The organism is Variovorax sp. 20P10.2.4 (assembly GCF_058244205.1).
Window position 1 is genome coordinate 1 of sequence record NZ_JBZAYE010000172.1, and the last position, 12,752, is coordinate 12,752.

The 12,752-nt window shown below is 68.2% G+C and carries 11 protein-coding genes; 6 read left to right on the forward strand and 5 right to left on the reverse strand.

What is annotated here, in order from left to right:
- The 5 genes from AC27VN_RS17680 to AC27VN_RS17700 all read right to left on the reverse strand — a co-directional run.
- Nucleotides 1-455 (reverse strand): MFS transporter (locus tag AC27VN_RS17680; RefSeq protein ID WP_490877356.1); only part of this gene is annotated, 455 nt, incomplete at its 3' end.
- 22 nt (nucleotides 456-477) lie between these two features.
- On the reverse strand, nucleotides 478-2,103 hold the full coding sequence (locus AC27VN_RS17685; protein WP_203203334.1) for an MFS transporter: 1,626 nt from the start codon (nucleotides 2,101-2,103) through the stop codon (nucleotides 478-480).
- A 44-nt stretch (nucleotides 2,104-2,147) separates the two neighbouring features.
- Nucleotides 2,148-2,918 carry an amino acid ABC transporter permease gene (locus AC27VN_RS17690; RefSeq protein ID WP_057595865.1) on the reverse strand — a complete coding sequence of 257 codons (771 nt, stop codon included), beginning with the start codon at nucleotides 2,916-2,918 and terminating at the stop codon, nucleotides 2,148-2,150.
- A 91-nt stretch (nucleotides 2,919-3,009) separates the two neighbouring features.
- Nucleotides 3,010-3,780: a basic amino acid ABC transporter substrate-binding protein gene (locus AC27VN_RS17695; protein WP_490877357.1), complete on the reverse strand. Its 771-nt coding sequence runs from the start codon at nucleotides 3,778-3,780 to the stop codon at nucleotides 3,010-3,012.
- Between the two features lie 111 nt (nucleotides 3,781-3,891).
- Nucleotides 3,892-4,368, reverse strand: a complete 477-nt coding sequence (locus AC27VN_RS17700) for an Lrp/AsnC family transcriptional regulator (RefSeq protein ID WP_057594358.1) — start codon at nucleotides 4,366-4,368, stop codon at nucleotides 3,892-3,894.
- Between the two features lie 178 nt (nucleotides 4,369-4,546).
- Between AC27VN_RS17700 and AC27VN_RS17705 the strand changes: the two genes are divergently transcribed.
- The 6 genes from AC27VN_RS17705 to AC27VN_RS17730 form a co-directional block, all read left to right on the forward strand.
- On the forward strand, nucleotides 4,547-4,711 hold the full coding sequence (locus tag AC27VN_RS17705; protein WP_177239497.1) for a hypothetical protein: 165 nt from the start codon (nucleotides 4,547-4,549) through the stop codon (nucleotides 4,709-4,711).
- The gene (locus tag AC27VN_RS17710; protein ID WP_490877358.1) at nucleotides 4,708-8,310 is read left to right on the forward strand and encodes an indolepyruvate ferredoxin oxidoreductase family protein; all 3,603 of its coding nucleotides are present in this window, start codon (nucleotides 4,708-4,710) and stop codon (nucleotides 8,308-8,310) included. The genes AC27VN_RS17705 and AC27VN_RS17710 overlap by 4 nt, the downstream gene beginning before the upstream one ends.
- A 361-nt stretch (nucleotides 8,311-8,671) precedes the next feature.
- Nucleotides 8,672-9,004 (forward strand): preprotein translocase subunit YajC, encoded by a 333-nt coding sequence (gene yajC / locus AC27VN_RS17715; RefSeq protein ID WP_093351325.1) that lies wholly within the window; start codon nucleotides 8,672-8,674, stop codon nucleotides 9,002-9,004.
- A gap of 93 nt (nucleotides 9,005-9,097) precedes the next feature.
- Nucleotides 9,098-10,990 carry a protein translocase subunit SecD gene (gene secD / locus AC27VN_RS17720; protein ID WP_296792098.1) on the forward strand — a complete coding sequence of 631 codons (1,893 nt, stop codon included), beginning with the start codon at nucleotides 9,098-9,100 and terminating at the stop codon, nucleotides 10,988-10,990.
- 12 nt (nucleotides 10,991-11,002) lie between these two features.
- Nucleotides 11,003-11,956 (forward strand): protein translocase subunit SecF, encoded by a 954-nt coding sequence (gene secF, locus AC27VN_RS17725; RefSeq protein WP_093351319.1) that lies wholly within the window; start codon nucleotides 11,003-11,005, stop codon nucleotides 11,954-11,956.
- Between the two features lie 165 nt (nucleotides 11,957-12,121).
- The coding region (locus tag AC27VN_RS17730; RefSeq protein WP_490877359.1) for a DUF1631 family protein at nucleotides 12,122-12,752 on the forward strand (631 nt) is incomplete at its 3' end.

Below are 12,752 nucleotides of genomic sequence, written 5' to 3' on the forward strand. Positions count from 1 at the left end.
GTCAGCCAGCCGGCCACCACCGGCGTGAGCACGAAGGCCAGCATCAGGCCGACGAACACATGGCTCAGCCGGCGGCCGATCTGCTCGGGCGGCGATTCGTCGGCCACCAGCGACAGCGCATTGGGCTGGATCAGACCCGCGCACAGCCCCGCCAGCGCCGACAGCACGATCGCCACCGCCAGGCTCGGCGCGCTCGGGAGCGCGGCACTGAGCAGCGCGAAGCCCAGCAGCCCGGCCTGCAGCGGCCGCCGGCGGCCCCAGCGGTCCGACAGCGGCCCGGCGATCAGCGCGAAGGCGCCATAGGCGAGACCGTAGGCGGCCGGCAGGTAGGCGATGGCGCTCGAGCGCACGCCGAGGTCGGCGCTCATCGCGCCCATCATCGGGCCCGCCACCACCTCGGCCGAGCCGATGAGGAACAGGCAGCAGAACAGCGTGGCGACCTGGGTCGTCTTCATGGCGTCAGGGGGCTTGCGTGGATCAGCGGCGCACGACGTAGCGCGTGACCACCGGCGGCGATTCGCCCAGGTGGAAGGCCAGCCGGCGCTCGCGCAGCGCCATGTCGGCGGCGGTCGCGCGGTTGAAGCGGCGCAGGTGCTCGGTCCAGCTCTCGTCGACGATCTGCTCGACGTAGCGGCCCGGCTCGCCGATGTCGTGCAGCAGCTCCCAGCCGATCGCGCCCTGGCTCAGCCGCGCGCGGCGCGTCTGCTGCATCACGAGGTGGAAGGCCGCGGCGCGTGCCGGGTCGATGATGAACTCGACGTTGATCACCACGCGGCCGTTCTCCTGCGGCGCCTCGGACGGCGGCCCGGAGGCCCAGCCGGCCTTGGCGGGCGTGGTGTCGTCCTCGCCCGAGACGTCGGTGACCCAGCGCAGCGCGGCCAGCATCAGCAGCGTGCCGGTGACCGAGGCCACGACCAGGCTCATCCGCAGGTCGGTGACCGTGGCGACCTGGCCCCACAGCGCGGCACCGATCGCGCTCGCGCCCATGATCGCCATCTGGTAGGTCGACATGCCGCGCGCGCGCACCCAGTCGGGCAGCGCGAGCTGGGCCGACACCGACAGCGAATTGGCCACCGTGATCCAGGCCATGCCGCCGAAGAACATCGCCGGCACCGCGACCCAGGCATTGGGCGCGAAGGCCATCACCGCCGTGGCGGCCGACTGCAGCGCGGTGCCGCGCAGCACCAGCTGGTCGCGCCCCAGCGCCTGGCGTAGCCGCGGCAGGAACAGCACCGCCACGATCGCGCCCGAGCCCATGGCCGCCAGCAGCAGGGTGAAGGTGCCGGCGCCGCCGCCCTGAAGGTTGCGTGCGAGCAGCGGCAGCAGCGCCAGCAGCGCCGTCGAATGGAAGAAGAAGATCGTGATGCGGCTGAGCACCGCGCGCATGCGCTGCGACTGCCAGACGAACTGCACGCCCACGCGCATCGCGCTGATCAGCCGCTCGCGGCCCAGCGGATTGGGCGTGTGCTCGCGGCGCCAGCGCAGCACCACGAAGCCCGAGGCCACCGACAGCACCGCGTTGAGCGCGAACACCCAGACGCTGCCCGCGCTCGCGATCAGCATGCCGGCCGTGAGCGGGCCGATGATGCGCGAGGCATTCATCGCGATGCCGTTGAGCCCGAGCGCGGCGGGCAATTGGGGCCGCGGCACCAGCTCGGGCACGATGGCCGAGAACACCGGCCAGCGCAGCGCCAGCCCGATGCCGTTGGCGAAGGTCAGCGCCAGCAGCAGCGGCGCGGTCATCATGTCGAGCGCGATCGCGGCGCACAGCACGATCGCCGTGCCCGCGAGCCAGAACTGCGTGGCCATCAGCCAGCGCCGGCGGTCGAGGATGTCGGCCAGCGCGCCGCTGGGCAGGCCGAGCAGGAACACCGGCAGCGTGGAAGCCGACTGCACCAGCGCGACCCAGATCGGCGAGGTGGTCAGCGAGGTCATCATCCATGCCGCCGCCACGTCGTTCATCCACATGCAGATGTTGGCGATCAGCCAGGTGCTCCACAGCATGCGGAACACCGGCAGCTTCAGCGGCTCGAGCGCGGCGAGCTTGGGCGGCTTCGGCCGCGCGGGCGGGATGGGCGTCTCTTCGGGCGATATCGGGGGCATGTGGGGCTATTGTCGCCGCGAGGCCCCGGCCGGTCAGTTCGTGGTCAGCCGCGGTCGCTGCGCGCGAGCCGGTGCTCGAGCCGGCGCAGCAGCGTGGTCAGCACCAGCGTCATCACCCAGTAGATCACCGAGATCGCGAGGTAGGGCTCCCAGTAGCGCGCATAGGCGCCGGCCACCGTACGCGCCGCGTAGGCCAGCTCGGCCAGGCCGATGGCGGAGACCAGGGAGGTGTCCTTCAGCAGCGCGATCGCGTTGTTGCCCAGCGGCGGCAGCATGCGGCGGAAGGCCTGCGGCAGCACCACGTAGCGCATCACCTGCGCCGGGTTGAAGCCCAGCGAGCGGCCGGCGTCGAACTGGCCGCGCGAGATCGACTGGATGCCCGCGCGGAACACCTCGGAGATGTAGGCCGCCGAATTGAGCGTGAGTGCCACCACGCCCGAGATCAGCGCGCCGTGCTCCTGCTTGAGCGTGCGCGCGAGCTCGCCGTCGATCAGCAGGCCGGAGGTGGGATGGATGAACACCGGCATCACCGCGAAGTGGATCAAGAGGATCTGCACGAACAGCGGCGTGCCGCGGAAGAAGCTCACGTACACCGTGGCCGGCCAGCGCAGGAAGAAGCGCGCCACCCAGGTCCAGGGTGCGTGCCGCGGCTGCGCGAGCCGCGCCAGCGCCAGGCACAGGCCCCAGCTCGCGCCCAGCAGCACGCAGACCACCGTCATGCGCAAGGTCATCCAGGCGCCCTGCCAGAACAGGTCCTTGTATTCGACCAGGATGTCCCAGCGGAACCATCCGAACAGCAACACGGGTTGTTCCATGGCGGCTTCCTTCAATGCAGAGAAACGAACGAAAAGAAAAACGAAACGGCCGCGAAGCGCGGCCGTGGGAGCAGAACGAGGGCCGTGCGGCTCAGCGCACGTTCGGGTCCTTGTTGAACCACTTCTTGTAGATCGTCACGTAGCTGCCGTCGGCGCGAATCGCCGCCAGGCCGGCCGAGAGCTTGTCGAGCAGCGCCTTGTCGCCCTTCTTCACCACGATGCCGAAGCCTTCCTCGGGGAAGGACTTGTCGTCGAGGGTCTTCAGATCGGGGTTCTGCGACACGCGGTAGGCGATCACGCCGTTGTCGCCCATCGCCGCGTCGACGCCACCGCCGGCCAGCTCGGAGATGATCAGCGGCGTGCTCTCGAAGCGGCGGATGTTCGGGCTGGTCTTGCCGAACTCGCGCGATGCGATGTCGTCGGCCGTCGAGGCGCTCACCACCGCGATCTTCTTGCCCGTGAGGTCCTTGAGCGAGGCGACCGTGCTGTTCTTCGGCAGCGCGATCAGCTGGCGCGCCGCGAAGTAGGGCGGCGTGAAGTCGTAGCTCTGCTTGCGCTTCTCGTTGATCGTCACGCCCGAGATCACGAGGTCGACGTCGCCGTTGTTGAGCGCGCCGAAGATGCCGGTGAACGGCGTGTTCACGATCTTGATCTTCAGGCCCTGCTGCTTGGCGATGGCGTTGATGATGTCGATGTCGAAGCCGACGATCTGCTTGTCCTTGTTCTCGAACGCGAACGGCGCATAGGTGGCACTGGAGGCCACGGTCAGTTCGCGGTTCTGCGCCTGGGCGGGCGCCAGGGCGCCGAAAGCCAGCACGGCGGCGGCAAAGCCAAGCGCCAGGGCGCGGCGGGTGGGGGTCATGCGGAGTCCTCGGGTGCGCCGGGTGGCGGTTGGGGTGGGCGAGGATTTTAGGCTGGCGGGCGGCGGGTTCCGTCGCCCATCGGCGCCGGTCCCGTCGGGCCCTCGCGGCCGCTACTTCGCCAGGTGCCCCAGCGGCAGCGCGCTGCTCGCCTTCACCTCGCCGAGCGAGAAGCTGGTGTGCAGGTCTTTCACGTTCGGCAGGTTCATCAGGTGCTGCCGCGCGAAGGCGGAGAAACCGTCGAGGTCGCGCGCCACCACCTGCAGCTCGAAGGTGCCGGTGCCGCTGATGTAGTGGCAGGCCACGACCTCGGGCATCTTGCGGATGGCGTCCTCGAGCTTGCGGGTCGCTTCGTTGGTGACGCGCTCGGTGTCGACGCGCACAAAAGCGAGCACGCCCAGCCCGATCTTGTGCCGGTCGATCTCGGCGCGGTAGCCCTTGATGAAGCCGGCCTCTTCCAGCGCGCGCACGCGGCGCCAGCAGGGCGCGGCCGACAGGCCCACGCGCTGCGCAAGCTCGGCGTTGGTGAGGCGGCCGTCGGTCTGCAGTTCTTGCAGGATGGCAAGGTCGAACTTGTCAATGCTTTCCATAAGCCTCGATATTAAGCAATCTTCTTTCTAGAAGTGGCTTTTTGGGGGCATGGAAAGCAAACACCTGTCGCGGACCCCGGCATACACTTTGCGTGATCATGGGCTCGCGCCCGACCGGGCACAGACCCGCACCTATCAGCCAGGCCCACAAGGCCCTGCCACCACGGAGACGACAGACATGAATGCCCCGCTGCCCGAGCACATCCGCCGCGCGCTAGAAACCGTCACGCTCGACGACAACCCGCAACGCGGGTTGCGCCGAAGGCACAAGTACGGCGCGGACGGCGTCGCCGGACGCACTGGATTTGGCGGCGAGCATGTTTGCGAAGGGAGTACCGTATGAACGCCCCGCTGCCCGAGCACATCCGCCGCGCGCTGGAAACCGTCACGCTCGACGACAAATACAGCCTCGACTATGGGCGCGCATTCATGAGCGGGGTCCAGGCCCTGGTCAAGCTGCCGATGCTGCAGCGCCTGCGCGACAAGCAGGTCGGCAAGAACACCGCCGGCTTCATCAGCGGCTACCGCGGCTCGCCGCTCGGCGGCTACGACCAGGCGCTGTGGAAGGCCAGCAAGTTCCTCAAGGAACAGAACATCGTCTTCCAGCCCGGCGTGAACGAGGAGCTCGCGGCCACCGCGCTGTGGGGCACCCAGCAGCTGGGCTTCTCGCCGCAGGGCACCAACAAGTTCGACGGCGTCTTCGGCATCTGGTACGGCAAGGGCCCGGGCGTGGACCGCTGCTCCGACGTCTTCAAGCACGCCAACATGGCGGGCACCACCGCCTGGGGCGGCGTGATCGCGGTGGCCGGCGACGACCACATCTCCAAGAGCTCGACCGCGGCGCACCAGAGCGACCACATCTTCAAGGCCTGCGGCACGCCGGTGTTCTTCCCGGCCAACGTGCAGGAAATCCTCGACCTCGGCATCCACGCCTTCGCACTGAGCCGCTTCTCGGGCGTGTGGTCGGGCATGAAGACGATCCAGGAGATCGTCGAGTCGAGCGCCACGGCCATGATCGACCCCGAGCGCGTCGACATCGTGATCCCGACCGACTTCGAGATGCCGCCCGGCGGCCTGCACATCCGCTGGCCCGACCATGCGCTGGAGCAGGAAGCCCGGCTCATGCACTACAAGTGGTATGCCGCGCTGGCCTACATCCGCGCCAACCGCCTCAACCACAACGTGATCGAGGGCCCGAACGACCGCTTCGGCATCATGGCCAGCGGCAAGGCCTACAACGACACCCGCCAGGCGCTGATCGACCTGGGCCTGGACGACGCGGCCTGCCGCCAGCTCGGCATCCGGCTGCACAAGGTGGGCGTGGTGTGGCCGCTCGAGGCGCAGCTCACGCGCGAGTTCGCGACCGGCCTGCAGGAGATCCTGGTGGTCGAGGAGAAGCGCCAGGTCATCGAATACCAGCTCAAGGAAGAGCTCTACAACTGGCGCTCCGACGTGCGGCCCAACGTGGTCGGCAAGTTCGACGAGGGCGAGGTGCACGCCGCCGAGGGCTACTCGGGCGGCGAATGGTCGATGCCCAATCCGACCGCCCACACGCTGCTGCGCGCCAACGCCGACCTGAACCCGGCGCTGATCGCCAAAGCGATCGCCGGGCGCCTCAAGAAGACGGGCCTGCTGCCCGCCGGCTCCGACATGGCGGCGCGCATCGACGCGCAGCTCGCGATCCTCGAGGCCAAGGAACGCTCGATGCAAGTGATCCAGGCCGAGGGCGTGAAGGACGCGCGCCAGCCCTGGTTCTGCTCGGGCTGCCCGCACAACACCAGCACCGTGGTGCCCGAGGGCTCGCGCGCGATGGGCGGCATCGGCTGCCACTTCATGGCGACCTGGATGGACCGCTCCACCATCGGCTTCACGCAGATGGGCGGCGAGGGCGTGCCATGGGTGGGCCAGCAGCCGTTCACGACCGACCAGCACATCTTCGCCAACCTCGGCGACGGCACCTACTTCCACAGCGGCCTGCTGGCGATCCGCCAGAGCATCGCGGCCGGCGTGAACATCACCTACAAGATCCTCTACAACGACGCGGTCGCGATGACCGGCGGCCAGACCGTGGGCGAGCGCCCCGAGGGCCATTCGGTGCTGCAGATCGCCGAGAGCCTGCATGCCGAGGGCGCCAAGAAGGTCGTGATCGTGACCGACGAGCCCGAGAAGTACGAGGGCGTCAGCATCCCGGGCGACCACGTGCAGGTCAAGCACCGCGACCTGCTCGACGAGATCCAGCGCGAGTTCCGCGCGATGCCCGGCACCACGGCCATCATCTACGACCAGACCTGCGCCACCGAGAAGCGCCGCCGCCGCAAGCGGGGCACGGCCGTCGATCCGGCCAAGCGCGTGGTCATCAACGAGCTGGTCTGCGAAGGCTGCGGCGACTGCGGCGTGCAGAGCAACTGCCTGAGCGTGGAGCCGCTGGAGACCGAGTTCGGCCGCAAGCGCACGATCAACCAGAGCACCTGCAACAAGGACATGAGCTGCCTCAAGGGCTTCTGCCCGAGCTTCGTCAGCGTCGAGGGCGGCCAGCTCAAGAAGAAGGCGAAGAACAAGGCGGCCACGCCGGCCGAGTTCGGCCTGCTGCCCGAGCCCGCGATCCCGTCGCTGGCCGGCGGCAAGGTCTGGGGCGTGGTGGTGGCCGGTGTCGGCGGCACCGGCGTGATCACCATCGGCCAGCTGCTGGGCATGGCCGCGCACATCGAGGCCAAGGGCATCGTGACGCAGGACGCGGCCGGCCTGGCGCAGAAGGGCGGCGCCACCTGGAGCCACGTGCTGATCGGCGACACCCAGGGCGACATCCGCACCACCCGCGTGGGCACGGCGGCGGCCGACCTGATCCTGGCCTGCGACCCGCTGGTGTCGGTGAACGGCGAGACCATGGCGCGCATGCGCGAGGGCCGCACCCACGTGGCGCTCAACACGCACAGCGCGCCCACGGCCGCCTTCGTGCGCAATGCCAACTGGCAGAACCCCGAGGACGCCTGTGCCGCCGAGATCGCGCGCGCCGTGGGCGCCGAGGGCGTGGGCGCCTTCGATGCCGACGCGGCCGCGACCGCGCTGATGGGCGACACCATCTACGTCAACCCGATGATCCTGGGCTACGCCTGGCAGAAGGGCTGGATCCCGCTGGCGCACGAGTCGCTGATGCGCGCGATCGAGCTCAATGCCGTGGCGATCGAGAACAACAAGGCCGCCTTCGAATGGGGCCGCCAGGCCGCCGTGCGGCCCGACGAGCTGCAAAAGCGCGTGCGTCCCGGCCAGGTGATCGAGTTCAAGAAGCGCGAGAGCGTCGACAGCCTGGTGGCGCGCCGCGTCGAGTTCCTGACCGGCTACCAGAACGCGGCCTATGCCGACGAGTACCGCCGCTTCGTCGCCAAGGTGCAGCAGGCCGAGAGCAGCCTGACCGGCAAGACCGCGCTGACCGAGACGGTGGCGCGCTACCTGTTCAAGCTCATGGCCTACAAGGACGAGTACGAGGTCGCGCGGCTGCACACCGACCGCGCCTTCCTGGAGCGCATCGAGGGCATGTTCGAGGGCGACTTCAAGCTCAACTACCACCTCGCGCCGCCGCTGATCGCGAAGAAGAACGCCAAGGGCCAGCTGCTGAAGCAGAAGTTCGGCCCCTCGATGCTGACGGGCTTCAAGCTGCTGGCCAAGCTCAAGGGCCTGCGCGGCACCGCCTTCGACCTGTTCGGCCGCACCGAGGAGCGCAAGACCGAGCGCGCGCTGATCGGCGAGTACCGCGCGAGCATCGACGAGGTGATCGGCGCGCTGCGCGCCGACAACCATGCGCTGGCGCTCGAGATCGCCGCGCTGCCCGAGCAGATCCGCGGCTATGGCCACGTGAAGGAACGCAACCTCGAGGCCGCGCGCCTGCGCTGGAACGAGCTGCTGGCCAAGTGGCGCCAGCCCCGCGCCGAACGCGCGGCAGCCTGAGCGCTGGCCCGGCCGCGCCGGCGCCGGGCCCGCGGGCCTGGCGCCGAAACCGTGCTGTCACAGGCACCGCTTAGGATCGATGCTATTCAAAACATAGCAATCCAGGAGCGCCTCCCAAACACCGAATGCCCACCGCCCCGCGCCGGATAAGCGCGCGGAGCGGCGCTTCGCCACGAATACAATGCCCGGTGCTGTGCGGCGGCCAAGCCCCGCTTGGCTTCGATTCGCGGCCCGTGCCCGTTGACCCTTGGCCCGTTTGAAAGCCCTGGTGCGAAGGCTCTGGTGCGAAGGCCCTGTGCCGCCGAACCCCGAGCGCGGCTCGCGCCGGAGTCATTACCTCTTCCCTCTGTTGGAGACTTCCTTGTTCATTTCTACCGCTTTCGCCCAGACCGCCGCTCCCGCTGCCGGAGGTGGCGACATGTTGTCCTCGCTGGGCAGCATGCTCCCCCTGGTGCTCATGTTCGTGGTGCTGTATTTCGTCATGATCCGCCCGCAGATGAAGCGCCAGAAGGAAGCCCGCGCGATGATCGAGGCGCTGGTCAAGGGCGATGAAGTCGCCACCGCCGGTGGCGTGCTCGGCAAGATCACCTCGGTCGGCGACCAGTACCTGGGCCTCGAGATCGCCAACGGCGTCGAGATCAAGGTGCAGCGCAGCGCGGTGGTGCAGGTGCTGCCCAAGGGCGCCGTCAAATAAGAAAGAAAAGCGTGGCCCGGTCTTGCGCTTCGTTGCCCCGGACCTCAAGTCACGCCGTGTCCCGTTCCTGCCGTCTCTGAAAAGCGCGATCTCATGAACCGTTACCCGGTCTGGAAGTACGCGATCATCGTGATCGTGCTGCTCGTGGGGCTGATCTATGCCCTGCCCAATTTCTTCGGCGAGGCACCTGCGGTGCAGGTCTCGTCGGCCAAGTCGACCGTCAAGGTCGACAGCGCCACCCAGACCCGCGTCGAGGAGGCCCTGAAGGCGGGCGACCTCGTGCCCGATCTGATCACGCTCGATGGCGGTTCGCTGCGCGCTCGCTTCGGCAGCCCCGACGAGCAGCTCAAGGCGCGCGACCTGATCCAGCATGCGCTGGTGCCCGACGCCGCCGACCCGCCCTACACGGTGGCGCTGAACCTGGTGTCGCGCTCGCCCAAGTGGCTCACGGCGCTGCATGCCTTCCCGATGTACCTGGGGCTCGACCTGCGCGGCGGCGTCGACTTCCTGCTGCAGGTGGACATGAAGGGCGCCATCGACAAGAAGGCCGAATCCTTCGCGAGCGACCTGCGCACCAACTTCCGCTCGAAGGACATCCGCGGCACCCAGGTGAGCCGCAACGGCCAGGCCGTCGAGGTGACCTTCCGCGACGCCGCGGCGCTGGAAAAGGCCAAGCAGCTGATCCAGGACCAGTTCCCCGACCTCACGACCACCGACGGTCCGGACGGCAGCAACTGGCGCCTCGTCGCCACCATCAAGCCCGAGGCCGCGCGTCGCCTGCAGGACGCCGCGCTCAAGCAGAACATCACCACGCTGCACAACCGGATCAACGAACTCGGCGTGGCCGAACCCGTGATCCAGCAGCAGGGCATCGACCGCATCGTCGTGCAGCTGCCGGGCGTGCAGGACACGGCCAAGGCCAAGGAAATCCTCGGCCGCACCGCCACCCTCGAGATGCGCCTGGTCGACGAATCGTCCGAAGGACGCGCGGCCGAGCTCAGCGGCGGGCCGGTGCCCTTCGGCTCCGAGAAGTTCTTCGATCGCGCGGGCCGCCCGGTGATCGTCAAGAAGCAGGTGCTGGTCACCGGCGAGAACCTCACCGACGCGCAGCCCGGCTTCGACCAGCAGAGCAACCAGCCCAAGGTCGACCTGACGATGGACGCCAAGGGCGGCAACATCATGCGCGACGTCAGCCGCGAGAACTACAAGAAGCGCATGGCGATGATGATCTTCGAGAAGGGCAAGGGCGAAGTGCTCACGGCTCCCTCGATCAACGGCGAGCTGGGCAACCGCTTCCAGGTCTCGGGCTCGATGAGCGTGACCGAGGCCAACGACCTCGCGCTGCTGTTGCGCGCCGGCTCGCTGGCCGCGCCGATGGAAATCATCCAGGAACGCACCATCGGCCCGACGCTGGGCGCCGACAACATCGACAAGGGCATCAAGTCCGTGATGTACGGCTTCCTGGCGATCATGGTCTTCATGTGCGTGTACTACGCGCTGTTCGGCCTGTTCTCGTCGATCGCGCTGGCGGTCAACCTGCTGCTGCTGGTGGCGCTGCTGTCGATGATCCAGGCCACGCTCACGCTGCCCGGCATCGCGGCCATGGCGCTCGCGATCGGCGTGGCGATCGACTCCAACGTGCTGATCAACGAGCGCGTGCGCGAGGAACTGCGCAACGGGGCCTCGCCGCAGGCGGCCATCCATGCCGGCTACGACCGCGCCTGGGGCACCATCCTCGACTCCAACGTGACCACGCTGATCGCGGGCATCGCGCTGCTGGCCTTCGGCTCCGGCCCGGTGCGCGGCTTCGCGGTGGTGCACTGCCTGGGCATCGTGACCTCGATGTTCTCGGCCGTGTTCTTCTCGCGCGGCATCGTGAACTTCTGGTACGGCGGCAAGAAGAAGCTCAAGAGCGTGTCGATCGGCACCGTCTGGCGCCCCAAGACCGATACCGCCGACGGTACGTCCGTGGCCGAAGCCAAGTAAGGAAAGAAGGCCATGGAGTTCTTCCGCATCCACCGCACCATTCCGTTCATGCGCCATGCCCTGGTGCTGAACATCATCTCCTTCGCGACCTTCGCGCTGGCGGTGTTCTTCCTGATGCACCGCGGCCTGCACCTGTCGGTCGAGTTCACCGGCGGCACCGTGATGGAGGTGGCCTATTCGCAGCCCGCCGACGTCGGCAAGATCCGCGACGCCGTGAGCAAGCTCGGCTACCAGGAAGTGCTGGTGCAGAACTACGGCAGCTCGCGCGACGTGCAGATCCGCCTGCCGGCGCGCCAGGGCATGAGCGCCGAGCAGCAGAGCGTGCCGGTGATGGCCGCGCTCAAGGCCATCGACCCCTCCGCCACGCAGCGCGGCATCGAGTTCGTCGGCCCGCAGGTGGGCGAGGAGCTCACCACCAACGGCCTGAAGGCGCTGGGCATGGTGGTGGTCGGGATCATGATCTACCTGGCGTTCCGCTTCGAATGGAAGTTCGCGCTCGCCACCGTGCTGGCCAACCTGCACGACGTGGTGATCATCCTGGGCTTCTTCGCCTTCTTCCAGTGGGAGTTCTCGCTCGCGGTGCTGGCGGCGGTGCTGGCGGTGCTGGGCTACTCGGTGAACGAATCGGTCGTGATCTTCGACCGGATCCGCGAGAACTTCCGGCGCTACCGGAAGATGACGACCACCGAGATCATCGACAACGCGATCACCTCGACCATCAGCCGGACCATCATCACCCACGGCTCCACGCAGCTCGTGGTGCTGTCGATGTTCTTCTTCGGCGGCCCGACGCTGCACTACTTCGCGCTGGCGCTGACCATCGGCATCTGCTTCGGCATCTACTCGTCGTGCTTCGTGGCGGCGGCGATCGCCATGTGGCTCGGTATCAAGCGCGAGGACCTGATCAAGGGCCCGGTCAAGCGCGACGGCGATCCGGACGATCCGAACGCCGGCGCCGTGGTCTGAAGCGGCGCCCCTGCGGCATCCGCTGGGCAAGGTAAAGTCGGGCCCGTCCCTCGCCGCGAGGCGCCCATGCAACGCGACAGGAAGCGCACCCTTGTGCGGATGCGCTTCCCGATGCAAGCTCGCGTCTGTCGGGTGAAACCGGTACCTGCCCCCTGATCTTCCTCAATGAGCATTGCGCGATCAGCCTCGTCCCTGCAGCTCGCGCGCGAGACGCGTGAGCGTTTCGTGCTGGCGACGGAAGGCGCCATCGTTCCGCTGGCCCGTGCCATCCGCGACCGCCTGACCCAGCTGGCCTCCGAGGTCGGCAGCGCGCGCGCCATGCAGGAGCACCGCGACGACTTCGTCGCGTTCCAGGGCAATGCCTCGCAATGGGTGTCGCTCGCGCAGACCGGCTGGCGCAAGGCGCTCGGCGAGAGCGGCGCCAGCGGCTTCCACACCTCGACCTCGCACACGCAGATGCTGCGGCTCGAGCTGATCGGCGACGAGGTGGTGGAAAGCAACATCCTCTCCTCGCGCCTGGCGCAGATGATCCACGACCGCGCGAGCTTCGAGCTCAGCGACCTGCGGCTGCGCATCCAGCACCTCGAGGGCACGAGCGAGCTCGACGGCAAGGACGTGCTCAAGCCCGAGACCCTGGCCAAGCTGCTGGTCGAGCAATGGCTGGCCGCCGGCCTGAGCCGCCAGCTCTGGACCCGCGTGCAGGACACGGTGCAGGCGCAGCTGGTCGACGTGGTCGCCAAGGCCTACGAGGACGCCAACACCCACCTGGTCGCCCACGGCGTGATGCCCGAGATCG